Origin of the sequence: Adlercreutzia muris (assembly GCF_008831045.1) — a bacterium.
GTDB classification, from domain to species: domain Bacteria; phylum Actinomycetota; class Coriobacteriia; order Coriobacteriales; family Eggerthellaceae; genus Adlercreutzia; species Adlercreutzia muris.
Genome location: NZ_WAJS01000001.1, coordinates 43,192 through 67,560, shown reverse-complemented (window position 1 = coordinate 67,560; position 24,369 = coordinate 43,192). Strand labels below are relative to the sequence as shown.

Here is a 24,369-nt window from a genome sequence, read left to right as displayed (position 1 = left end):
TATTTCTGCATCGCGAGCAACCCGAGCGGCCCCTCACGAGGATTTCATTCTTGTTCTGAGAAGGACGCGGGCCGCGCGCCATCCGCAAACTGATGTCGCGCTACGCCGCGCCGCCTCGCCTAGTCGATAGCCGGCTCGCCTGGGGCTTCCTCGCCCGTCGCCACGGCATCGGCCGCATCGGCGCCCTCAACATCGGCTACTGCAGCGGCTGCAGTAGCTGCAGTAGCCGCAGCAGCTCCGTCGGCTCCAAAGCCGGCATCCCCATCGGCACTCCCGGCCGCCTCCACCACCACCGTGGCCTCGGCCAGCTCTTCGTCCTCAGCTGCTGCGGCAGCCTCGGCCAAGGCCCGATCAGTCAGGATGTCGGCGATCACGTCTTCCACCACCTGGGCCAGAAGGCGCAGGGTCACGCCCGAGTTGTCGGGCAGGTGCAGATGCACGCACCGGCGGCCGCGCTTCGCCAGGGTCACCAAATCGCCAGCGGCCTGGGCCTTCGCCAGCGCCCCCAGGCTCGAAGCCGGGCAGCCCTCGGGCAGCGGGATGTCCTTCAGCTCGTCGGCCGACAGGATGAGGAACACGCCCATGTTCGGGCCGCCCTTCTGCAGCTGGCCGGTGGAGTGCAGGTAGCGCGGGCCCACCTCCAGGCACGACACCACGCCGAAGGCCTCGGCCACGCCGTGGCGGATGGTCTCGATAGCCTCGCGACGGCCCTCTCCCGTGAAGGGCAGAAACGCGTTCAGCGCGAAGAAGTCGCCGGGCTGGATGGAGGATAGCAGCGCATAGAGCGTCTCGTGCAGGTCCTCGCAGCCCTCGAACACGTCCCCGTAGGTCACTTCCACCCGGCCCATGTCCACGGCCTCGGTGAACACCTCGGTGAAGCGGGGCTCAGGCTGGCCGTTCTCCAGGATCTCCAGCACCTCGGCCTTGGCGGAGGCCACGTCGGGCTGGTCGAAGGGGCACACGCCCATGAGATAGCCGCACATGGCGATGGCGTACTCCCACATGACGAAGTGCTCGGCCAGCTCGTAGACCGACTCGATGCGGTAGTTCAGGCGCGGGATGGCGTTGTCGATGTAGGCGAGGCTCATATCGAAGTTGCGGCTCTCGTCCCACAGGTCGGTCTTGGTCTGGTACATGATGACCGAGCGGTCGCCGGGGTCCTCGGTCAGCAGCAGCGAGTCGATCTCGATGCTCGGCAGGATGCCCTGGCCCTCTTTGCCGAGAGACTCGGCCACCAGCTGCTCGATCCACAGGCCCAGCACGCGTCCGCGGCGGGGGGTGAGGAACGAGAACTTGTTGCGGCCCTTCAGGTAGTTGTCGTAGAGGAATGCGGCTAGGCCGATGGCCGGGTTGTCGATGGCGTCCTCGGAGCAGGCCTCCTCGGCAGCGCGAGCGTGAGCCATGAACTCGTCCAGGTCGATGCCGGCCAGGGCCGCAGGCACCAGCCCGAACACCGACAGGGCCGAGAAGCGGCCGCCCACGGTGGGCTCACCGGGAAATACGGCGCGCCAGCCCTCCTCACGGGCCACCCGGTCCAGCTCGCTGCCGGGATCGGTGATGGCCACAAGATGCCGGACGGCCTCCTTCTCGCCCAGGGCCTTTGCGAACTCGGCGCGCACGGCCTCGAACAGCATGCGCGGCTCGATGGTGCCGCCGCTTTTGGACGAGATGATGACCAGCGTGCGATCGGGGCGACACATGGTGAGCATCTCGCGCACGCGCACCGGCGAATCGGAGTCCAGCGTCTTGAAGGACACACGGTTGGAGTCCGGCTTGTTGTACTTGGTGATGGTCATAGGGGCCTGGGTGGAGCCGCCCTGGCCGATGAGCATGACGGTGTCGATGCCCTCGGCCACGGCCTCGTCAGCGAAGGCCTGCACGGCGGCCAGGTCACACAGGGGGTTCGTGGCCAGGTCGGTCCAGCCCATGTACTCGGCGGCGCACTGCTGCGCGACCTCGGAGAACTCGTAGAGCGTGGCATCCTTGGCGTGGATGCGGCTCGCGGCCCGGGCCTTCACTAGGCTCTTTGCAGCGGGATACAGCTTCTCGATGTCAACGGAGAGCATGGTGCTCCTCTTCTCTCTGGGCAACCTCTGCCAGCCAGCAGCATTGCAAACGAGCCCCGCACGGGGGACCCTCCTCGTTAATCTGTTCGCAACATTCTATCAAAGGCCCCGCTACCACGCCCGTTTCCCCGCAACCCTATGGCGGTTCTGTGAACGGAAGGACAAAGCAGACCCTCGTCATGAGAGGGCCCGTCAGACACTTGGCAGGGGCGCTTCGCCACCCCTCGCCGCTCAAGCAGAAGGGCCCTGCCGTAGCAGAGCCCTCCTCGCAGTTCTCTTGCTGACCTTCGCTACAGGTTCAGCGCCTTCTTCAGCGAGCTCACGCGGCGGCGGGACACGGGGATCTTCTCCTCCACGCCATTCAGGGTCAGCAGCAGCGTGCCGCCGGAAACCGATTCAATCTCCTCCACCATGGACAGATTCACCAGGTAGCCGCGGTGCACGCGGAAGAAGCCATGGCCGTCGAGGCGCTTCTCAAGCTGAGCGAGGCTCACCGTAGAGAAGTAGCGGTCGGCGTCGGTCTGCAGGTAGGCGTAATCGTCGCGGGCCATGACGAAGCGGATCTTGTCGATGCCGATGAGAATCTTCTTGCCGCCCTTTTCCACAGGAATGCGCTCGGACTTATGCGCCTGCATATGCAGGGCCACGTGCTCGCGCACCCGGGCGATGGCCTGGGCCAGGCGCTCGGTCTCCACGGGCTTCACCAGGTAGTCGATGGCGCTGACCTTGAAGGCGTCCAGCGCATGCTCGGAATAAGCGGTCACGAACACCACCGCCGGCGGAAACTTCAGGTGCTGCAGGGCCTCGGCCAGCTGCAGGCCGGTGGCCTCGGGCATGTTCACATCCATGAACATGACGTCGCAGGGGTACTCTTTCAGCTTCTCAATAGCCTCGCGCACGTTGGCGGCTTCAGCCGTCACCTCAACCCCGCCAACCTCATCGAGGAGGAAGCGCAGTTCAGAACGGGCAGGCGCCTCGTCGTCAACGATAATCGCGTTAAGCACAGTGTCCTCCAATATGAACCCTCGGTTAAATTCCAGCCCATTCTATAGCACAGCTGACGGCCCGTCATCCCCGACCAAGAATAAACCACGGCTTTATCCCTCGTCGAGGCATTGAAATTACCGATGGCCCCCGAACCGCGAGTCCGGCGATGGCATCCGACCGTAAAAGGGCGGCTTCCGCCCTCGCGGGGGCCGCCCCATCCATCGCCCCTTGGCGGGACGTCTTGCAAAAACGCGCCGGTTACTGAATTTCCAGCCCCTGCAACTCGGCCAAAGCCAACACGTAGATCTCGAAGGAGGCCTTCAGCAGCTCCTCTGACACGCCCTCGTCGGGGCCGTGCTCGCCGCCGACCCAGGCCGGGTTCTCCACCCAGGGCATGTTCACGCCGAAGGATGCGCCCTTCTTAAACTCGCGGGCATAGGTGCCGCCGCCGATGGTGAAGGGCTCATGTTCGGTGTCGCCGGTCACGAACTGGAAGGCATCCTGGAGCACCTGGATCTCGGGATCCTCCGGCTTCACGAGGAAGGGCACCATGAGCAGGGTGTTCTCGAAGGTAGCGCCGATGTCGTCGGTCAGCTTCGTGAGCGCCGCCGTGATCTCCTCGGCGGTGATGGACGTGGGCCAGCGGCTGTCCATGGTCTGCACCAGGCGATCGCCCTCCTTGCGGATGGTGCCGCCCACCACCGTGAGGGGGCCGAAGTACTCGTCGGCCGTGGCGATACCCACGCCGGCACCGGTGGTATCGCTCGTCAGGCTGCGCACCAGCTCCAAAAACTCGCGCTCCTGCTGGTTGCACAGGTCGTTCTCCAGCAGGTAATTCACCAGCAGCAGAATGGCGGAAATGCCGCGCTCGGGCCACGCCGCATGGGCGTTCTGCCCCTTGGCGTCGATGCGCACGGTGCCATCGCCGGCATCGGCCACGGCAATGCGCTCGGCCGCGGGCAACACGTCCGCATTGCCGCGCACGACGGCCCAAGCCTCGCCGGGCACCGCGTTGGAGACCACGCCGCCGGAGATGTCCAGAATCACCGGATCGGCAATGGGCGCGCTCGTAATGAGGCCGTCATAGCCGCCCTTCTCGCCATAGCACACGGGGAAGTCGGCGTCGGGAGTGAACAGGAAGGCCGGGCTGTCGTAGTTCTCGAGGTACCAGGCCACGTCGCGCATGCCCGTTTCCTCATTGGCACCGAAGATGAAGCGCATGGTGTAAGGACGCGGCACGTCCAGGCCGGCCAGGCACTTCACCGCATGGAGGGCCACTACCGAGGGGCCCTTGTCGTCCAGGCAACCGCGGCCCATGAGATAGCCGTCCTTTTCTGTCACCTTAAAGGGCTCGAAGCTCCAACCGGGGCCGGCCGGCACCACATCCACGTGCCCGATGATCCCCAGCTGCGCATCGGTCTCGCCCGGCAGGTCGGCAAATCCGATATGACCCTCGCAGTTGGTGGCGGCCATGCCCATGCCCTCGGCGATTTCCAGCGCCGCAGCCAAAGCGGCGGCGGGGCCGGGACCATAGGGCGCCCCGGGAGCGGCCGCAGCCAGATCCTCTACCGAGGGAATCTCCACGAGCTTGGCGATGTCGGCCACGATGGCGTCGCGGTTCGCATCCCAATAGGCGCCGGCGGCGGCCACAATTTCCTTGCGATCCATAGGTCGCTCCTTTCATATCTGCGTTTCCCCTGGAAACGCGGGACACCATAGCACGATGGAGGCCCGCGCGGAGCCGCAATTGCAGTTCCACACAGCTTCGGGGCAAACGTCCCCAAGATAGCATCGTTGCCATTATGGCCCTTCCCCGACACCAACGCGTCACGTTCCCCGTTTTGTTGCGGGGCCGTTAGATCGCTGCGGCTGCCACCTGGTTTTCCTCGGCAATTTGCTTATAATGAGGGCACTCGTGCATTCATAGGGGAAAGGACTCACCGTTATGGCCGACGATGCCACCGTGCAGCCCGCCGTCGATCCCGCCCTCGGAGACGGCGCGCCTCGCGACAAGAAGGACAAGCCCTGGTTCAAGCGCCTGTCGCTGACTACCTGGATCTTCATCGCGCTCATCCTGGGCGTGTTCGCCGGCGTCGCCCTCCAGGGTGCGCCGGATATCGCCGACACCTACATCAAGCCCTTCGGCACCATCTTTTTGAACCTCATCAAGATGATCGTCGTGCCTTTGGTGTTGTTCTCCATCATCGCCGGCGTCGTATCGCTCGACGACGTGAAGAAGGTGGGGGCCATCGGCGGTAAGACCATCCTGTTCTACCTGGTTACCACTGCTTTCGCCGTCACCCTTGGCCTCATCTTCGCCAACGTGATGAACGTAGGCGCAGGCTATGTGATGGACACCGGCGATTTGTCCTACGAGGCCACTGACCCGCCGTCGTTCATCGACACCATCGTGAACATCTTCCCGAGCAACTTCTTCCAGCCCATGGCTGATGCCACCATGCTGCAGGTGATCGTCATCGCCGTGGTATTCGGCTTCGGCATGATCGCCGCGGGGAAGAAGGCCAAGCCGGTCATCGACATCTGCAACGCCCTGTCGGACGTGTGCATCGCCATCATGCGCGGCATCATCCTGGTGGCCCCCTTCGGCGTGTTCGGGCTCATCTGCCCGGTCATCGCCAACAACGGCATCGACGTGCTGCGGCCCCTGCTGTGGCTCATTGTGGTGGCCTACGTGGCCATGATCTGCCAGATCGCGCTCGTGTACTCGGGCATCATCAAGGTGTTTGCCCGCATGAGCCCGCTCAAGTTCCTGAAGGGTGAGATGCCCGTGATGGGCTTCGCCTTCGCCTCGGCCTCGTCGGTGGGCACGCTGCCCATCAACATGGAATGCACCGAGAAGATGGGCGTGTCGAAGGAGGTCACCTCGTTCGTGCTGCCGCTCGGCGCCACTATCAACATGGATGGCACCGCTATCTACCAGGGTGTGTGCGCTATCTTCATCGCCCAGGTGTTCGGCATCGATCTTACCGTGGGCCAGCAGCTGACCATCGTGATGACCGCCGTGCTGGCCTCCATTGGCACCGCCGGCGTACCTGGCAGCGGCATGATCATGCTGGCCATGGTGCTGCAATCGGTGGGCCTGCCCGTGGAGGGCGTGGCGCTCGTGGCCGGCGTGGACCGCATCCTCGACATGATGCGCACCACTGTGAACGTCACCGGCGATGCCGCCGTGGCCACCTGCGTGGACGCCATGGAGAAGCGCGCTGCTGCCCGCAAGGCTCGCAAAGCCGAGAAGGCCGCGGCATAGCCGGCACAGCTCCAAAGTCGTTTCGGCGGACTGGATCAAGGTCGCAACGCCGAGAAGGTGGCTGCGTAACCGGCATAGGGCCACCAAGCACAAACGAGGCCCCCGACCGTTCGGCAAGGGCCTCGTCCATGGGGAGGGGCTGATTAGGCGAGCATCTGGTTGACGCAGGAAAGGCCTGTGCTCATGCTGGAGACACCGCTGTTGCCGTCGGAGCATTCGCCCACGACATAGAGGCCCTCAATACCCGCACCGTCGGCCGTGAGGGCCTGGTAATCGGGACCGATGGCAACGCCGCCGATGGTCACATGGGCGGCCCAGGTACGCGGGGAGGCGTAGAAGGGAGCCTCGACGATAGCGTCTTTCTCGCTCATGTTCTCGCGGCCGAACACCGTGTCCGCCACGTCTCCACGCGCAATGGCGTTGTAATCGTCAACTGCCTTCGCAAACACCGAGGGGTCGGCGCCGATCATCTGGGCCAGCTCCTCAAGGCTGTCCGCCCGGAAGAGCTTGCTCTCCTCGATGAGCTTGTCCTCGCTGTAGCCCTGCTCGTTGTAGCCGTTCACAAGACCGGAGGTGAGCGCGTCGCTGATGATGAACAGCTTCTCCTCGGGCTGCTTCATCACAGCGGCGGACAGGGCGAAGCGATCGAGCGACTCGTTGATGAAGCGCTCGCCGTTCACGTTGACGAAGAGCCCCAGGCCGTTACCGCCGACGATGGTCTCCGTCGAGTAATCGATGGAGTCGGCAATGGGGAACACCATCTGGCGCCCCATGTTCTTCAGCTCGGCTCCCAGGCCCTCGGCAAGCACGTGACCATCGCCCGTGTGGCCGTAGCTGTTGGTCGTCGGGATAACCGTGGACTCATCCCAGGGCCACATCTCGTTGTACTTCTTCAGCAGATCGGGATTGCCGGAATAACCGCCAGTAGCCAGAATGACGCCACGGTCCGCCATGACACGGTAGGTGGTGCCGTCGGCGCACTGGCCAGAGGCCCCCACCACGGCCTTGCCATCCACGATCAGCTCGGAAACGGGCGTCTCGAAGAGGAAGGTGATCGGGAGACTCTGGGTCTCCACCGTGTTGTCGAACACGCTGAAGAAGCCCTCGCCGTTCTCCTTGTCCACCGCATGGGCCTTGCGCGGCCACGGGAACCCGACGATGCCGACCAGCGTGCCACTCACGGTGTAGCCCTGATCGAAGAGCCAGTTGTTCAGATCGTTCACCTTGTGGGCATAGGGGAGCCAGTACTCCTTCGCCGGACCGCCATTGCGCGAGGCGTAGTCCAGGGCGTAGTACTCCATGGAGTCGTACACCTTCGTGTTGCCCGCGGCGAAATACGCATCGAAGTCGGCCTGCACGGCATCGACGAAGTCCTTGGGAACGCCATTGTCCAGGCTCTTCTGGAGCGTCGCGTGGAACATGTCGCGGTTGCCGTCCGTCATATCGGGCTTCATGTCGTCGACGCCTTCGAACACCTCGAGCCAGCCACCGCTGACCAGCGCGTTGCCGCCAGCATAGGCGGTTTTCTCGAACACCACCACATCCAAGCCCTGCTGGGCCGCGGCGACGGCGGCGGCCATGCCGGCACCACCGGCGCCGCACACCACGAGATCTGCCTGGATCTCCTTGGTCTCATCCGACTTCTCCGGCGATGCGGCCTTCTTCAGCGCCGAAGCGTCTCCATTCGCCTGGTTGACGCAATCAGCCACGCTCTCGATGATGGCCATACTCGTCAGCGTGGCGCCCGTCACGGTGTCTACGTTCAGGCTCTGCAGCTCCACGATCTGCTGCGGCACCCGCTCGCGAGCCGGGGCGCTGATGCGCTCGGTGTCTTCGAACTCCACGATCTCGACGCTCTCGATGGCGCTTTCGGACATGCGCACCTCGACAGTCACCGGGCCCTTCTTGCCGGGCGCGGACGCCGTATACGTCCCCGGGGCAAACGCCGCGGTCGAGGCAAGTCCATCTCCCGACGATTGCACCTCGGGAGCGCACCCCGCAGACACGAGAGCAGCCTGGGCGGCGGCAATGGCCGCGCAGGCGACAAACGTCCTACGCGAAAGTGAGATGTTGCGCAGCGTGGGGAAAACCTCAGCAGTGTTAATTTCCTTCATTCTTGCCCTCCTCGATCCATACTTCCTTTTCCTTTACGCAGCGGTATAATTCCGCCGCGAAGAGAATCGGGGAAAAGGGGTGGCAGTTCATCGCCCCCGATGAGCTAAATGCCCGCGATTCACTCGTTCATTTTGTGTTAAATGGCAGGTGGGGACAGGTTATTTGATGACGCGACGCGAAAAAGGCTACTTGCGCGAACAGGATTCTCCGAAGGAGTCGATCTTGCCCGCTACGGTTCGGCTCGCCTTGCTGCCCGGCCTCATTTGGGGCTGGCTGCTCATATCCATGGGGCAGACGGCGATCGCGGGGGCCGGCTCGGACGCTTCGCCGGCAATGCTTTCCTTCTCGTGGCAGATAGCTTTTATCGCCCTGCTCGCCATCTCTCTCCCTCTCGCCAAAAAAGGCCGACCCGCGCCCTCGCTGTTCGCGTCCCTCGCGTTCGGCCTTGCAACTGCGACGCTCTTGGTTGCCCAGCCTCTCGTTCCTTCCGGCGAGCTCCTCCAATACCTCGTTCTTCGCCAGGTGCTCATGGGCGCGGCCTGCGCCTCGCTCCTCTGCCTCTGGTCGCGCATGGCCCGACCCCTTTCGGCTCGGCGAGGATCCCTCCAAATGCTTTGCGCGGGGATAGTGGCCGTGCTTGCGCTCACCGTCTACATGGCGCTGGCCGTCCCCGCACGCTTCGGGCTTCTCGTGCTGATGCTCGTCGCCGTCGCCCTTGACGTTCTCCTTGCCCCGCTGCCCCCGGAAGAGGAGCCTCCGGCGGCGCCGGAAGATCGACCCGAGTTCTCGGCGCTCGTGCCCCTGGCTATCTGCGCCTACAGTTTGCTCAGCTTTGCCTTTCGCACCGTGTTCACGCCCTCGGCAGGTATTTCGATTGCCACTACATCGTTTGCGGGCGTCGTGGTCACGGGGGCTTTCGTGCTCTACTTCCAGAGAAGGCCCTTTGCGCTGCGCACGGGCCTCTGGCTTGCCTCGGGCTTCGTGCTGCTTATCTGCCTGAGCGCTCTGCTTGTCATCCTGTTTCCCGAAAGCGGCTTATACCTCATCGCCTTTCTCCTCAACACGGCGGCGTTCCTCCTGGGAGGACTCATGTTCTTTTTGCCGGGCATGTTGGCGAGGACCGTCGGAAAACCCGCCTGCCTCGGCTTTCGCCTGGCCGCGTTTCTGTTCTTCGCATCGCGCCTCGCAAGCGAGATTCTGGTTACGGTCTTTGCCCTCGATCCTCCCTCGTCTTTGGTGCTCGCCCTGATCTTTCTTGTGATCTCCCTGCTCGTGCTGATATTCGGGTTCTTCTACACTGGCCTTCCCCATCGATCGCCGGCCGCCAGCGCCTCGCCGCTCGAGGACAAATGCGCTCGCCTCGCAAAGGAGCACGACCTCACCGAGCGGGAAGCGGCCGTTCTCGTTCCCCTGGCCAAGGGGCACACGGTAAAGTCCATCGCCGAGCAATTCACCGTCTCCTTCCACACCGTGCGCTCCCAGGTGCGCAGTATCTACCTGAAGCTGGGCGTCCATTCACGCGAGGAGCTCCTGGATATGCTCGAATCGCTGTCGTAAGCGCCAACCCCCCAGCTTCGCAGCACGGAGGCTTTCATCGTCACCGCGGTCACGATGTCGCTATCCACACGGACGGAAGGACCTTCGTGACCAAAAGCGCCCCGGGTCTTGGCTGCCCGGGGCGCTTGCTGTGAAAGGGGTATGCGGTTGAGTAGCGCGCCGGCTTCCGGTGTCGCTGACCGAGACCTCTGAACGCTGTCCGTCCGCGACCCCAAGTCGCTCCATGAAAGCATGAAGGAGCGAAGCGCCTGAGCCGAAGGAGAACAGCGGAGCGGGGGTTCGGGCGATAATGCCGGAAACCGGTGCGCGGAGGGGCGAGGTCGCCCCTCCTTTTACTAGGCGATGGGATCCTCGCCGAGGTCGCCGCCCGACAGGGTGTCCAGATCCTGCAGGGCCTCCTTCGGGTCGGCCCCGGCGGTGAGGAAGCTGGGATCGTCCAGGTTCAGGCCGTCCAGGTCCATGGGGCCCTCAATGCGGCAGGCGTAGTTGCCCTCGGCATCCAGATCGATGAGCACGTGGCTGCGGTCGCGCAGCTCGCCGGAAATGACCTTCTCGGCGATGCGGTCCACCACCTCGCGCTGGATGAGGCGCTTGAGCGGGCGGGCGCCGTACACCGGGTCGTAGCCGTCGATGGCCAAGTGCTCCATGGCCGCCGGCGTGACGTCCAGGGTGATGTGGCGCGCCTGCAAGCGGTCGCGCACCTCCTCCAACTGCAAATCCACGATAGGCTCGATGGCCGAGATGGACAGCTCGTTGAAGGTGATGACGTCGTCGATGCGGTTCAAAAACTCGGGGCGGAACGTGGAGGACAGGGCGTCCTGGATCTTGTTCGCGAACTCCTGCATACGCTTGGCGGCCTGCTCGGGCGTCATGGACATCATCTTCTCGGCCATCTCGCCCATGGTCTCGCCGCCCGTGGCCTGGGCCTCGTCGAAGGCACGGCCCTCGGCGGCGTGCTCGCGGATGATCTGCGAACCCACGTTGGAGGTCATGATGATGATGCAGTTCTTGAAGTTCACCACGCGGCCCTGGCCGTCGGTCAGGCGGCCGTCATCGAGCACCTGTAAGAGGATGTTGAACACATCGGGATGCGCCTTCTCCATCTCGTCCAGCAGCACCACGCAGTAGGGGTTGCGGCGCACGGCCTCGGTCAGCTGGCCGCCCTCGTCGTAGCCCACGTATCCCGGAGGCGCCCCGATGAGCCGCTGCACGGAGAACTTCTCCATGTACTCGGACATGTCGATGCGCACCATGGCCTTCTCGGAATCGAACAGGTACTCGGCGAGCGTCTTGGCCAGCTCGGTCTTGCCCACGCCGGTGGGGCCGAGGAACAAAAAGCTGCCGATGGGACGGTTCGGGTCGGACAGGCCCGCGCGGTTGCGGCGGATGGCGCCGGCCACCACGCCCACGGCCTCGTCTTGGCCGATAACGCGGCCCTTCAGCACTTCCTCCAGGTCAACGAGCTTCTCCATCTCGCCCTGCATCATCTTGGCCACGGGAATGCCCGTCCAAGCGGCCACCACCGAGGCGATCTCCTCCTCGGAGACCTCTTCCTTCAGGATGGCGCCGTCCTGCTGCTTCGTCTTCACGGCTTCCTCGGCCACGTGCAATTGTTGCTGCAGCTGGGGAATGCGCGAGTAGCGAATCTCGGAGGCCAGCTGCAGGTTGCCCTCGCGGGTGGCGCGCTCCTCATCAAGCTGGGCGCTTTCCAACTCGGCCTTCAGGTTCTGCACGCCCACGATGGCGTCCTTCTCGTTCTGCCACTCGGCCTTTTGGGCATCCAGCGCCTCGCGGGCGGCGGCGATATCGTGGCGCAGCTTCTCCAGGCGCTCCTGGGAGGCCATGTCGGACTCCTTCATGAGGGCCTGTTCCTCGATCTGCATCTGGATGAGCTTGCGCTCGGCGGCGTCCACCTCCTCGGGCATGGAGTCGATCTCGATGCGCAGGCGGCTGGCCGCCTCGTCCATGAGGTCGATAGCCTTATCGGGCAGGAAGCGGTCGGTGATGTAGCGGTCGGACAGCTCCGCCGCGCTCACGATGGCGCCGTCGGTGATGCGCACGCCGTGATGGATCTCGTACTTCTCCTTCAGACCGCGCAGGATGGCGATGGTATCCTCCACCGTGGGCTCGCTTACGAGCACCGTTTGGAAACGACGCTCCAGGGCGGCGTCCTTCTCGATGTACTTGCGGTACTCGTCCAGCGTGGTGGCGCCGATGGCGCGCAGCTCGCCGCGGGCGAGCGCCGGCTTCAGCATGTTGCCCGCATCCAGGGAGGAATCGCCGCCGGCACCGGCTCCGACGATGGTGTGCAGCTCATCGATGAACAGGATGATGTTGCCGTCGGCTTCCTTCACCTCGCGCAGCACATTCTTCAAGCGGTCCTCGAACTCGCCGCGGTACTTCGCACCGGCCATCATGGCACCCAGGTCGAGCGACACGATCTCGCGGTCCTTCAGGGAAGAGGGCACATCGCCGGCCACGATGCGCTGGGCCAGACCCTCCACGATGGCGGTCTTGCCGGTGCCCGGCTCGCCGATAAGCACCGGGTTGTTCTTCGTGCGGCGCGAGAGCACCTGAATGGTGCGGCGAATCTCCTCGTTGCGGCCGATGACCGGGTCCAGCTTGCCCTCGCGAGCCTGTTGGGTGAGGTTCTGGCCGAACTGCTCCAAGGCCTCGAACTGGGTCTTGTCGGTCTGAGAAGTCACGCGGGTGTCGCCGCGCAGGCTCTCGTAGGCCGCCTCGATGTTCTTGCGGGTGATGCCCGCCGTGGTGAGGATACGGCCGGCCGCGCCCTTGTCCTCGGACAGGGCGATGAGCAAGTGCTCGCTCGTGGCGTAGCTGTCGCCCAACTTCTCGGCGATCTTCACCGAGTTGTCGATGACCTTGATGAGGTCCTGGCCGGGAATGGCCATGGGGGCGGCGCCGGTCTGCTTGGGCATCTTGGCGATCTCGTCGGCCACGTTCTGGGACAGCCAGACCGGGTCGGCGCCGATGCGCTTCACGATGGCGGCGAGGTTGTTCTCGTCGGAATCGAGCAGCGCCTTCAGCAAGTGAATGGGCTCGATGACAGCGGCATCGGCCTCGCCGGCCACGCCCATGGCGCTCTGGAAGGCCTCCTGCGCCGTCACCGCCAGTTTATCTAGTCTCATGGAAATCTCCTTGTTTGTATCTCTCTGTCGGTCGGAACCGCCGGGTATTCCAATTCGCTCAAACAGTCCTCGCTTTGTGAAACAGGACGTTAAGTCCTGTTTCAGTCGCTGCGGAACTCGCTCGGTTGGAACACCCGCCGTTTCCTCTACGCCCAATCTTGGTTGAGCAGGCGGGGAGCAGGGGGTGTGCCTCCACGCGCAGTTCCGCAGCGAACGGAAATGTCCACTGGACATTTCCGCCGAGCGAGGACTGTCTGAGCATGGAGGTATACCCCCTGCTCCCGCCGAGCAGCTACGGAAGTCGTCGGGGCGTCACGCGGACGATGGCGCCGACGGTTGCGCGGTTCTCCAGTTCTCGCACGCGATCAGCGAGGCGTCGCACGCGGCCGTGCAAGTCCTCCACTTCGCCTTCGCGCTCGTCGAGCCGGCTCTGCAGATCAAGGATGCGCGTGACACCGGCGAGGTTGATGCCCTCGCTCGTCAGCTCGTTGATGAGGTTGAGCCGGTCGATGTCGGCCTGGGAGTACATGCGCGTATTGCCGCTCGTGCGACAGGGCGTCACCAGGCCCTTTTGCTCGTAGGAGCGCAGGGTCTGGGGGTGCACCCCCGCTAGCTCGGCGGCAATGCTGATCATGTACAGCGGCCGGTTCCTATCGTCTAATCCCATGGTCTGATCTCCTTATCCGTTGCCGCTTGGAAATCTTCCATGGCCTTGGTTTGGGCCTCGTTCATCTCGGTGGGCACTTCCACCGCCACGCGAATCTTCAAGTTGCCGAACTGGCCCTTGTTCTTCACGTCGGGCGCGCCCTTGCCCTTGATGGTGAGCACCTTGCCGTCTTGGGTGCCGGCGGGCACCTTCACCTTGATCTTCTTGCCGTCGGGCGTGGGCACCACGATGGAGGCGCCCAGGGCCGCCTCGGCCACCGTGACCGGCAGCGTCACCGTCACGTCGGCCTTGTCGCGGCCGAAGTAGGGATGCTCGTCGATCTTCGTGGTGATGAGCAAGTCGCCGGCCGAGCCGCCGTTCTCGCCGAGGGCACCCTGGCCGCGCAATCGCACGCGACCGCCGTCTACGGCGCCGGCGGGCACCTTCACCGTGTGGGTGTCGGATTCGCTCTTGCCGGGAATGCGCACGGTGATGCGCTTCTCGGTGCCCTGCATGGCCTCGTCGAAAGTCACATTCAACGTGACGTTCATATCCTGGCCGCGGCGGGGCTGGGGCTGCCCACCGAAGCCGCCACCGAAGTCCCAGTTGCTTCCAAACGCACCTTCACCGCTGCGAATGCTCTCCAGAATGTCGGCCCAGCTGCCGCCGAAGCCGCCGCCGGACGAGTAGGAGCCGCCCCCGCCGCCGAAGATGTCCTCGACGTTGAATCCCTGACCGCCGCCCCATCCGTGGGGAATCTGGTTCTCGTTCGCGGTTCCGTACTGGTCGTAGAGATTGCGCTTCTTCTCGTCGCTCAGCACCTCGTAGGCCTCGTTCAACTCCTTGAACTTGGCCTCGTCGCCGCCGGCATCGGGATGATGCTTGCGGGCGAGCTTGCGGAACGCCTTCTTGATCTCGTCGGCCGTGGCAGTGCGCGGAACGCCTAGCGTTTGGTAATAATCAGGCGTGGACGCCATTCGTTCCACCTCCGTTACTTTTGTCTCTTGAACGCGAGAGCGGACCCGCAAGTCCGCCCCCGATCAGTCTTACTCTTCTTCCGGCTTCTCCCGCTTGGGGCCTCCTGTGGTGATGGTCACCATGGCGGGCCTGAGCACCTTGTCGCCCATGCGGTATCCGAGTTGGTATACCTGGGCGACGGTCTCGTCGGGAACGCTGGGGTCGTCCACCGTGCCCACGGCCTGGCAGGCCAGGGCGTCGAAGGCCTCCCCCTCGGGGTTGATGACCTCCAAACCGCCCTTGGCAAGCGTGTCGGTCAACTTGGCCTGCACGGCTTTCACACCGCCGAGCAGCCCGGCCTCGCCGTTGGTCTCGGCGTAGTCCACCGTACGCACGAAATCGTCCAGCACCGGCAGGAGGCTCTCCACGAGCTTCTCCGTGGCCCGGGCCTTCTCGGCCTCGCGCTGCTCGGCCATGCGGCGGCGGTAGGTGTCCCACTCGGCATGCAGGCGCACGTACTTGTCCTGCCAGTCGGCCGCTTCGGCCTTGGCGGCGGCCACGGCCTCGGACTCCTCGATTACGCCGGCCACGGCTTCCGCGGCGGCCTTCTCGAGTTCTTCGTCCAGCTGGCCGGCCTCGTTGGCCTCGATCACCTCGGCATCGGCGATAACCTCCGCCGGCGCGGTGCCATCGGCGGGGGAAGCCGCCGCGGGGGCGGCTTCCTCGGGTTCAGGGGTAGAAGAGGTGACTTGGTCCTTATCGGGCGTCGTCATCGGTCTTACTTCCCTTCCTTCTCGTCGTCCACGACCTCGTAGTCGGCCTCGATGGTGTCATCGGCCGGAGCGGTCTCGGCAGCAGCGGCCTGGGCGCCAGCGGCCGCGCCCTCGGTGGAGTACACGACCTCGGCCAGCTTGTAGCCTGCCTGCTGGATCTTCTCCGTGGCGGCCTTGATGGCGTCGATGTCGGTGCCCTCCAGGGCGGTCTTGGTCTCGGCGATGGCCTCCTCGGCCTGGGCCTTGGCGTCAGCCGGCACCTTGTCGCCCAGCTCGTCGAGGGTCTGCTGGGTGGCGTTCACGAGCGCGTCGGCGTTGTTGCGCACCTCGGCCTCTTCCTTGCGAGCGGCATCCTCTTCGGCATGCTGCTCGGCATCCTTCACCATGCGGTCCACTTCGTCATCGGACAGGGCGGTGGAGCCGGAGATGGTGATCTGCTGCTGCTTGCCGGTGCCCAGATCCTTAGCGGACACGTTCACGATGCCGTTGGCGTCGATGTCGAAGGTCACCTCGATCTGCGGCACGCCGCGGCGGGCGGCCGGAATGCCGGTCAGCTGGAAGCGGCCCAGGGTCTTGTTGCCCGCGGCCATCTCGCGCTCGCCCTGCAGGACGTGCACCTCAACGGAGGTCTGGTTGTCAGCGGCCGTGGAGTAGATCTCGGTCTTGCGGGTCGGGATGGTGGTGTTGCGCTCGATCATCTTGGTCATCACGCCGCCCATGGTCTCAACGCCCAGAGACAGCGGGGTGACGTCCAGCAGCAGGATGCCCTGCACGTCGCCGGCCAAGACACCGCCCTGCACGGCCGCGCCCATGGCCACCACCTCGTCCGGGTTCACCGACATGTTCGGGGCCTTGCCGGTGAGGGTCTTCACCAGCTCCTGCACGGCGGGCATACGGGTGGAGCCACCGACGAGGATGACCTCATCCACCTCGCCCATCTTCAGGCCGGCATCCTTGAGCGCCTGCTCAACGGGCTTCTTGCAGCGATCCAGCAGGTCCTTGGTGATGCGCTCGAACTCGGCGCGGGTAAGCGTCAGGTCCAGGTGCTTCGGGCCGGAGGCGTCGGCGGTGATGAAGGGCAGGTTGATGTTGGTCTGGGTGGTGGAGGACAGCTCCATCTTCGCCTTCTCGGCCGCTTCCTTCAGACGCTGCAGGGCCATGGGGTCCTTGCGCAGGTCGATGCTGTTCTCAGCCTGGAACTTGTCGGCCATCCAGTCGATGATGCGCTGGTCCCAGTCGTCGCCGCCCAGGTGGTTGTCGCCGGCGGTGGAGGCTACCTCGAACACACCGTCGCCCAGCTCCAGCACCGACACGTCGAAGGTGCCGCCGCCCAGGTCGAACACGAGGATCTTCTCATCATGGTCGACCTTGTCAAGGCCGTAGGCGAGCGCCGCCGCGGTGGGCTCGTTGATGATGCGCAGGACCTCAAGACCGGCGATCTTGCCGGCGTCCTTGGTGGCCTGGCGCTGCGCGTCGTTGAAGTAGGCCGGCACGGTGATGACAGCCTGGGTGATGGGCTGGCCCACCTGCTTCTCCGCGTCGGTCTTCAGCTTCTGAAGCACCATGGCGGAAATCTCCTCGGGGGTGTAGTCCTTGCCGTCGATATCGATGACGGCGCGGCCGTCCTTGCCCTTCTGAACCTTGTAGGAAACGGTCTTCTGCTCCTCGGGGGTCTCGTCGAAGGAGCGGCCGATGAAGCGCTTCACGGAGGAAACGGTGTTCTCCGGGTTGGTGACGGCCTGGTTCTTCGCGGCCTTGCCCACCACGCGCTCGCCGTCCTTGCGGAAGCCCTCGACGGACGGGGTGGTGCGGTCGCCCTCGGCGTTCACCAGGATTTCGGGCTCGGAGCCCTCCATGACGGCCATGGCGGAGTTCGTCGTGCCCAAGTCGATGCCAAGAATCTTAGCCATTGTGTACTGCCTCGCTTTCACAGTTCTGGTACAGATGAATGATATTGGGGTGCAGTATAAAACCTTAGTCTACTGCTGTCAAGTTTCCTCAACGTCATTCAGTAAGCAAAGCTCACTTCTCCGCACAATACGCCCCCCGATGCGGGAAGTCACCGATCAGAAAAACTTTGTTACCGAACCAAAACAATGCCGTCATCAGGGAGAATATAAGAATCTCCCTCACCCAATCCCCGTCATGGAGCGCTTCCTTCCTCTATGAAGGTTATGTGAACACTTGTACGAAACCTGAGCTAGGAAAGCTTAGATGAGGCCCGTTCCCTTGCGTGGAGTTCTTTCTTATAATAATGATGCACGGGTATTGACAGGGTAAGGAGAAAGGCAGCCCATGGTCGCTTCCGACAGGATGCTCCCTATCGCCCGGCGCTCGGCGTGGCGGGACGACTGCCTGGAGGTTGTCTGCGGCATCGCCAACGCCGGTGGCGGTCGGCTCATCCTCAATGCCGATGTGGACAGTCGCGGCTCGGTCAAGCGCCGCACCAATCGCATCATGAAGTCCATTCCGCCGGCGGTCGATCAGGCCCTCGGTCTCGTCTGCGCCGTGGAACTGGTGCTCGACGGCGGTCGTTTCTGCCTCGAGGTGGTGATCCCACCTGCCAGCGAGCCCCTTAGCTACCGCGGCGTGTTCTACTTTTACCAGGATGGCGCGAACCATGTGCTCGATGACGAGGCCCTCGACCGCCTGCTCCAGCGGGACTTGGAGCCGGACATCAAATGGGAGCTGCTCCCCGTAGTGCAGGCGAGCATGGACGATCTGAACCTCGGGCTCGTCACCCGCTTCACCGGGGCGGCGCGGGACACCGACCTCACCACCGATCTCGACGAGACAGCCGCTATCGAAGAGGCCCTGCGCCACGAAGGGCTCATGACCGGCGTGGGCACCCCCACCAACGCCGGCATCCTCCTGCTGCACGACCAGCCCCAGCGCTTCATCCCGGGAGCCACGGTGCGCATCGGTTTCTTCGGAGCCCGCGGCATCACCCCCATCTTTGAGGACGAGGTGCGCGGATCGCTTATCGAGCAGCTGCACGGCACCGTGGAGCTGCTCTTCGAGAAATACCTGCCCCGTATGAACCCCTTTGCAGGCTCGCCGGCGACCGGCCCCCACGGCGCCCTGCCGCCGCGCGACGCAATCCACGAGGCTATCCTGAACGCCCTTGCCCACAAGAACTACGGGAGCGGAACCCCCGTGCAAGTCAGCGTGTTCTCCGATCGCCTCTGCATCGACAACGTGGGCCGGCCGCCCCGCACCTGGGATGCGGGAACCTTGCTGGGGCGCCATACCTCGCGGCCGAACAATCCAAGCCTCGTGGCCGCCCTGCGCTCCCTCGGTATCATCGACGGGTGGGGCAACGGCATCGGCGCCATCCGCATGCACTGCATGGAAGCCGGCGTGCCCGAGCCCCTCTTCTCGCTGCGCGATGATGAGACTATGGTGTGCTTCCCCACCGACAACGACAGCCTGCTGGCCGCCTCCATGGCACCGTCCCCCCATCTGGCTCCCGCGCCCGTGCCCCGAACGGAGCTGGCCGCCGTGCAGGTCGCGGCCCGAGCCGCGGCCATGCAACACGAGACGAGCCTCACGTTCAGCGACGAGCGGGTCCTCGCCCTCATCGACATCGACGGAAGGCTGACCGCGCCGCGCATTGCCCGCAATCTGGGGGTCTCCGAGAGCACCGTGCGGCGCTCGTTCAGGCGCCTGCGCGAGCTGGGGCTCATTACGCGCATCGGCTCCGATAAGTCTGGCTTCTGGCAGGTGAACTGAGCAATGACCTAGGAGCGCCCGGGCTCCAAGAGCGCCGCCAGCTCACGGCGGCTATGGAAAGGCTGGGAGCGGTCGGGCGTGGCCATCTCAACGACCTCCCCTTCCCACACATCTCCTTGGTCGGCGAACTTCGAGGTGCGCACGATGCGCTGGAAGCGCACGCGAGAGTTTGAGGGCAGTTCGGCCACTTCGAAGCCATAGGTGAGGCTGCCGAGCACGCGCTGCAGCTCGCCGGCCATAGGGGCATCGGGCTCAATGCGCATGACACCGGCTTCGCTGTTGTAGATGAGCCCCGGCGCCAGAAACATGGTGCGAATACGCTCTTGGCGACGCTTCTCGACCAGATGAATGGCGATACAGACCCCTGCGATGACCGCCCACCACACAAGGGCGATCACCAAATCGAGGGGATTGTCCACAAGGTCGAACCGGAGAGTATGCCACAGCCAGAGAAACGCGACCGATGCAGCCGCGAAGATGGCTATGATGATCCCGTTGCTCTTCCTCATGAATTCATTCTCCGCGCTTCCCTTGCGTGTCGGCTCCCTCCCGTAGCTGAAGCCGGGAGGACACCTTGGAGATTCAATATATCATAAAAGCGAACTTTCCCTGCTAAAGCGTGAAAAAACCCGCCGCAGCCCTTGAATGGGGGCCACGGCGGGTTCTCGCACTACGCTGGGAGCATCGCAACCCGAGGGCCGATGCCTACCGAAAGAGTCGTTGCCTAGTCCTCGACGATCTCGGGGATGGCGCCCATGGGGCACTCCTCGACGCAGTCGCCGCAAGCGATGCAGGCATCCTCATTCACGGCGTCGGCGACGCCGTTGACGACCTCGAGCACTTCCTGGGGGCACGCGTCAACGCAGATGCCGCAGCCGATGCACTCGTCAGCTTCAATAACCGGATGAGACATGGGAAGCTCCTTCGTGTTCAGTTCATTAATTCCTCGTCGTAGGGGCCAAAGCCCTTTGAGGGCCCCAACCACATTGCGCAAGATACCATGAAAGCAGCCGAGCGCAAGTAGGAATAGGGAACTTTTCAGGGGGCGGTTTAGGACACCCCAAACCACCCTTTTTTTGTCCGGCGAGCGGCGCCGCGCGGCACTGAGCCAGCGCGCGCCCTAGCAGATGCGGGGAAGCTGCTCGCCGACGAGCATATCCAGAATGCGGGTGCTGCCGAAGGCGGTGCGCAGGAACACCTTCGGACCCCGGGTCGCATCGGCGGCGGCCACCGTACCGATGATGGCACCGTCGCGGCCGTAGGGGCTCGCCTGCATGGCGGCCAGGGCCGCCTCCGCCTCGTCGGCCGGCACCACGCACACCATCTTCCCCTCGTTGGCCACCTGCAGCACGTCGTAACCGAGCATCTCGCAGGCACCGAGCACGGCGTCCTTCACGGGAACGGCACCCTCGTCCACGGTGATGTCGGTGCCCGACTGCTCGGCGAGCTCGTTTAAGGTAGAGGCTAAACCACCCCGGGTGGGATCGCGGAAGCAGCGGGTGGCAGGAGCGGCGGCCAGCACATCGGCGATGAGGTGGTTCAGCGGGGCGGCGTCGCTTTCGATATCTGCCGAGAAGTTCAGGCCCTCGCGGCAGCTCATGATGGTGATGCCGTGGTCGCCCAGGGTGCCGCTCACGAGCACCACGTCGCCGGGGCGAATCTGCGCGCCGCCGAGGTGCCGGTCAGTCGGCAGCGCGCCCACGCCGCTCGTGTTGATGTAGATACCATCGCCGTGGCCACGGTTGACCACCTTGGTATCGCCGGTCACAATGCGCACGCCGGCCTCCTTGGCGCAGGCCGCCATAGAGGCGCAGATGCGGCGCAGATCGTCCATGGGAAAGCCCTCTTCCAGAATGAAGGCGCAGGACAGATACAGGGGCCGGGCGCCCGAGGTGGCCACATCGTTCACCGTGCCGCACACGGCCAAGCGCCCGATGTCGCCACCGGGGAAGAAGTGGGGCGTCACCACGAAGCTGTCCGTGGAATAGGCCAGGCGCTCTCCCGGCTCCAGGGCCGGCAGCACCGCCGCATCGTCGCCAACGAGCAGCTCGTCGCTCCCGTAGGCCGCAAAGAACACCTCGTCGATGATGCGCTTCATCATAGAGCCGCCAGAGCCATGCCCCAGCATTACCTTCTCGTCTGCCATATCGTTCCTCTCGTGCGTTATCGCTGGTCGGAGCCATCGGGTATTCTGATTCGCTCAGACAGTCCTCGCTTTGTGGAACAGCCCACTGGGCTGTTCCAGTCGCTGCGGAACTCGCTCGGTCAGAACACCCGACGCCTCCTCTACACTCAACCTCAGCTGCGCAGGCAGGGGCACCGCTTATAAATGCCTGCCAGTTGTGGTGAGCACCAGCTTGCCGTTCTTCACGCCCTTGGTGCCCAGAATGAGGTTCGCCACCGACTGCACGAGGCCCGTTTCACCGCGCATTACAATAACCTCCAGGCACATGTGCTGGTCAACATGTACGTGCATGGTGGAAATGATGGCATCGAAATAGTCGTGCTGGATGGTGTGCAGCTTCTCCTGCAAGTCGTTGGAGTGGTGATTGTAGATGATGGTGAGCGTGCCCATGACCACCGACCCCGGCGTGGAGCACTCCTCCTCCACCAGGGCATCACGCACCAGATCGCGCACTACTTCACTGCGGTTCTTCGCCAGGCCGCGCCGGGCCACCAGCTGGTCGAACTCGATCAGCAGATCCTCGGGCATCGCAACGGAGAACCGAACCAGATCGTTGCTCATGGATGAGCCGCCTAGACGAGCTGCACCGTGAAGCCGGCGGCGTCTTCCGCGTCATCCTCCATGGCCTCCTTGGCCTCGTCCAACGCCGCACGAACCTCGTCGAGCAGGTGCATGACGTTGTGCAGCTTCTCGCCCACGGTGGTAAAGCCGGCATCGGAGGCCAAGTGGCCCAGATCGTGCGCGTGGCGGCGCTCCAGCTTAATGTGGTCGTCGATCTGGTCGATCATCATCTCCAGCTGACCGGTGTTTACTCCGTTGGTGCACATGGCTTCCTCCTTGGAACCGAGCGTAAGCGCCGTGCAGTCGCGGGGCTTCGCTGCGTCCAGACGAGCCGCATCCGGCCCTTGCGAGCGCAATCCGCCAGCCCCGGGATCGCAGTGCTTTGCTACTATATAGGTAGGATTATTTTTATCGCGAACGGCCCCGAAGCGCAAGATGGAGTGTGAATTATTCCGTGAGCAGTAACATGTTCGAGGTAACGGGCGAGTCGGTGCTCACCCTCTACGGTTCTCACCTTACGGGTGCGCCCACATCCGCCCTCATGGTGGTCAGCGAAACGCCCTTGGGCGCCCCCGCCCGAGCAGCCCTGGAGAAATCGGCTGCGTCCCTGGAGTTCGGCAGTGCGCCCCTGGCCGTGGTCGTCGCCGAAACCGAGGAGGGCAAGCTAGGCGCCGAAGACGCCCGCACCATCGTGGAGGGGCTCGATCCCGTGGCCCTGGTGGCCACTGACGCCTTCGCCGCCGAACTGCTGTCGGCCGCCTACCGCACCCCCGTGACCCTCGATGCCCCCAACCGTCTGCTCGGGCGCACCGCCGTCATCTTCGAATACTTCGAAGGGCTCCTGACCTCCGACAACGGCAAGCAGTGCGCCTGGGCCCTCCTGAAGAAGCTGCGGTAACGACAGCGGGCGGCCGCCCCTCAGAAGGCAGCCGCCCGCGCAAACGCGAAATACTCGGCCTACAGGCTCGTGACCACAGCCTCGGCGGCGTCGAGCAGCGCCTCCACCTCCTCGGTGGTAGCAGCCTCGGCGTACACGCGCACCAAGGGCTCGGTGCCGCTCGGGCGCATCATGACCCAGGCATCCCCTTCCAGCAAGAGCTTCACACCGTCGCGGCGATCCACGTCGATCACGCGCTTGCCGGCCACCTCGTCGGCCGTGTAGGAGGGCACCATCTCGGCACGGAAGCGGGCCATCTGCTCGTCGGTGATGGAAAGCCCGCGGCGAGCGAATTCCAAGCGGCCGATGTCGGCGAGCATCTCGTCCACCAGCGTGCCTAGGTCCTTGCCGGACTGGGCCATGCATTCGGTGAGCAGCAGGGCCATGAGCAGGCCATCGCGCTCCTTCACATGGCCGGGCAGGCCGATGCCGCCGGACTCCTCGCCGCCGATCATCACACCGCCCTTCTCCATCTCGCCGTAGATCCACTTGAAGCCCACGGGCGTGCTGACCAGCTCAACCCCCAGCTTGCGGCACATGCGGTCGAGCATGGCCGAGGCCGTGATAGTGGACACCACGCGGCCCGTCTCGCCGCGGTCGACCATATGCTTGGTGAGCAGCGTGATGATGCGATGGGCGTTCACGTAGTTGCCCTGAGCGTCGCCGGCGGCAATGCGGTCGGCGTCGCCGTCGTTGATGAACAGCGCATCGTAGCCCAGCTCGGCCCCCTTCGCCAGACCCTCGTCAACCCAGGGCTGGATGGGCTCGGGATGCAAGCCGGCGAACGTGGGATCCTCGCCGTTGTGGATTTCCACCACTTCCACGCCCATATCGCGCAGAAGGTCGGCCAGGTAGTGACGACCGGCGCCGTAGAGGGGGTCGCATACCACGCGCAGGCCCGCGTCGCGAATGGCTTCCACGTCCACCAACGAGCGCAGGGCGGCGAGGTAGTCGGTCATGAGGTCGGCGGTCTGGAAGGGGCCCAGCACATCGGTGGGTTCGGCGGGCAGCACCGCCTCCACCCGGTCGGTGAACTCGGCGGGGCTCGCACCGCCATCGGCCATGCGCAGCTTCACGCCCAGGTACTCGGCGGGATTATGGGAGCTCGTGAGCATGATGCCGCCCACGGCGTCGTCGTTGTGGGCCACCGACCAGCAGAGCGTGGGGGTGGGGCAGTAGTCCTCGGTGAGCAGCACGGTGAAGCCGTGGCCCGCAGCCACCTGGGCCGCCAGCTCGGCATAGCCGTGGGCATCCTGGCGGCAATCGTGGCCGACGATGAGTGTGCCCGGGGCATCGGCATCGCGGCCGGCCGCCACCGCCTCCTCCTTGAAGATGCGGGCCGCCGCATCGATGACGCGAATCAGGTTATCGGGCGTGAAATCCTCCCCGATAATGGCGCGCCAGCCATCGGTTCCGAAATGAATATCAGCCATGAA

The 24,369-nt window shown here is 64.4% G+C and carries 19 protein-coding genes; 4 read left to right on the top strand and 15 right to left on the bottom strand.

Going from position 1 to position 24,369, the window contains the following annotated elements:
• Positions 1-119: 119 nt before the first annotated feature.
• The 3 genes from F8D48_RS00305 to F8D48_RS00295 all read right to left on the bottom strand — a co-directional run bounded on the left by F8D48_RS00305 (position 120) and on the right by F8D48_RS00295 (position 4,721).
• The gene (locus F8D48_RS00305; RefSeq protein WP_201757819.1) at positions 120-2,066 is read right to left on the bottom strand and encodes a glucose-6-phosphate isomerase; all 1,947 of its coding nucleotides are present in this window, start codon (positions 2,064-2,066) and stop codon (positions 120-122) included.
• Positions 2,067-2,356: 290 nt separating this feature from the next.
• The gene (locus tag F8D48_RS00300) at positions 2,357-3,070 is read right to left on the bottom strand and encodes a LytR/AlgR family response regulator transcription factor (protein ID WP_135970511.1); all 714 of its coding nucleotides are present in this window, start codon (positions 3,068-3,070) and stop codon (positions 2,357-2,359) included.
• Positions 3,071-3,311: 241 nt separating this feature from the next.
• Positions 3,312-4,721: a Sapep family Mn(2+)-dependent dipeptidase gene (locus tag F8D48_RS00295; RefSeq protein ID WP_151429493.1), complete on the bottom strand. Its 1,410-nt coding sequence runs from the start codon at positions 4,719-4,721 to the stop codon at positions 3,312-3,314.
• Positions 4,722-4,998: 277 nt separating this feature from the next.
• On the opposite strand from F8D48_RS00295, the gene F8D48_RS00290 reads away from it, so the two are divergent.
• Positions 4,999-6,321: a dicarboxylate/amino acid:cation symporter gene (locus F8D48_RS00290; protein WP_151429492.1), complete on the top strand. Its 1,323-nt coding sequence runs from the start codon at positions 4,999-5,001 to the stop codon at positions 6,319-6,321.
• 143 nt (positions 6,322-6,464) lie between these two features.
• Here the strand turns inward: F8D48_RS00290 and F8D48_RS00285 are convergent, their stop codons facing one another.
• A complete protein-coding gene (locus F8D48_RS00285; protein ID WP_151429491.1) occupies positions 6,465-8,435 on the bottom strand; it encodes an FAD-dependent oxidoreductase in 1,971 nt (656 codons plus the stop codon).
• 610 nt (positions 8,436-9,045) lie between these two features.
• Between F8D48_RS00285 and F8D48_RS00280 the strand changes: the two genes are divergently transcribed.
• Positions 9,046-9,993, top strand: a complete 948-nt coding sequence (locus F8D48_RS00280) for a helix-turn-helix transcriptional regulator (RefSeq protein WP_170272667.1) — start codon at positions 9,046-9,048, stop codon at positions 9,991-9,993.
• Positions 9,994-10,328: 335 nt separating this feature from the next.
• On the opposite strand, the gene F8D48_RS00275 is transcribed toward F8D48_RS00280, so the two are convergent.
• From F8D48_RS00275 to dnaK, 5 genes are all read right to left on the bottom strand, one after another.
• Positions 10,329-13,142: an ATP-dependent Clp protease ATP-binding subunit gene (locus F8D48_RS00275; RefSeq protein WP_205717298.1), complete on the bottom strand. Its 2,814-nt coding sequence runs from the start codon at positions 13,140-13,142 to the stop codon at positions 10,329-10,331.
• Between the two features lie 292 nt (positions 13,143-13,434).
• Positions 13,435-13,809 (bottom strand): heat shock protein transcriptional repressor HspR, encoded by a 375-nt coding sequence (locus F8D48_RS00270; RefSeq protein ID WP_016310227.1) that lies wholly within the window; start codon positions 13,807-13,809, stop codon positions 13,435-13,437.
• Positions 13,800-14,765, bottom strand: a complete 966-nt coding sequence (locus F8D48_RS00265; protein WP_135970502.1) for a DnaJ C-terminal domain-containing protein — start codon at positions 14,763-14,765, stop codon at positions 13,800-13,802. Before F8D48_RS00265 ends, F8D48_RS00270 begins: the two co-directional genes overlap by 10 nt.
• A 69-nt stretch (positions 14,766-14,834) precedes the next feature.
• Positions 14,835-15,518, bottom strand: a complete 684-nt coding sequence (locus F8D48_RS00260; RefSeq protein ID WP_151429489.1) for a nucleotide exchange factor GrpE — start codon at positions 15,516-15,518, stop codon at positions 14,835-14,837.
• A gap of 5 nt (positions 15,519-15,523) precedes the next feature.
• Entirely contained in the window at positions 15,524-17,428 is a 1,905-nt protein-coding gene (dnaK, locus tag F8D48_RS00255) for a molecular chaperone DnaK (RefSeq protein WP_136433732.1), read from the bottom strand.
• Positions 17,429-17,813: 385 nt separating this feature from the next.
• Between dnaK and F8D48_RS00250 the strand changes: the two genes are divergently transcribed.
• Complete coding sequence (locus F8D48_RS00250) at positions 17,814-19,250, top strand: ATP-binding protein (protein ID WP_151429488.1); 1,437 nt, start codon at positions 17,814-17,816, stop codon at positions 19,248-19,250.
• 8 nt (positions 19,251-19,258) lie between these two features.
• Here the strand turns inward: F8D48_RS00250 and F8D48_RS00245 are convergent, their stop codons facing one another.
• The 5 genes from F8D48_RS00245 to F8D48_RS00225 all read right to left on the bottom strand — a co-directional run bounded on the left by F8D48_RS00245 (position 19,259) and on the right by F8D48_RS00225 (position 22,262).
• Positions 19,259-19,759, bottom strand: a complete 501-nt coding sequence (locus F8D48_RS00245) for a hypothetical protein (protein WP_151429487.1) — start codon at positions 19,757-19,759, stop codon at positions 19,259-19,261.
• Positions 19,760-19,974: 215 nt separating this feature from the next.
• Positions 19,975-20,163: a 4Fe-4S binding protein gene (locus F8D48_RS00240; protein WP_016310220.1), complete on the bottom strand. Its 189-nt coding sequence runs from the start codon at positions 20,161-20,163 to the stop codon at positions 19,975-19,977.
• 207 nt (positions 20,164-20,370) lie between these two features.
• Positions 20,371-21,396 carry a hydrogenase expression/formation protein HypE gene (hypE, locus tag F8D48_RS00235; protein ID WP_151429486.1) on the bottom strand — a complete coding sequence of 342 codons (1,026 nt, stop codon included), beginning with the start codon at positions 21,394-21,396 and terminating at the stop codon, positions 20,371-20,373.
• A gap of 177 nt (positions 21,397-21,573) precedes the next feature.
• On the bottom strand, positions 21,574-21,996 hold the full coding sequence (gene nikR / locus F8D48_RS00230) for a nickel-responsive transcriptional regulator NikR (RefSeq protein ID WP_135971468.1): 423 nt from the start codon (positions 21,994-21,996) through the stop codon (positions 21,574-21,576).
• Between the two features lie 11 nt (positions 21,997-22,007).
• Positions 22,008-22,262, bottom strand: coding sequence for a dynein gamma chain protein (locus F8D48_RS00225; RefSeq protein ID WP_135971469.1), 255 nt, complete (start codon positions 22,260-22,262; stop codon positions 22,008-22,010).
• Between the two features lie 188 nt (positions 22,263-22,450).
• Between F8D48_RS00225 and F8D48_RS00220 the strand changes: the two genes are divergently transcribed.
• On the top strand, positions 22,451-22,894 hold the full coding sequence (locus tag F8D48_RS00220; protein ID WP_151429485.1) for a hypothetical protein: 444 nt from the start codon (positions 22,451-22,453) through the stop codon (positions 22,892-22,894).
• Positions 22,895-22,953: 59 nt separating this feature from the next.
• On the opposite strand, the gene F8D48_RS00215 is transcribed toward F8D48_RS00220, so the two are convergent.
• Complete coding sequence (locus tag F8D48_RS00215; RefSeq protein ID WP_151429484.1) at positions 22,954-24,366, bottom strand: phosphohexomutase domain-containing protein; 1,413 nt, start codon at positions 24,364-24,366, stop codon at positions 22,954-22,956.
• Positions 24,367-24,369: the final 3 nt, after the last annotated feature.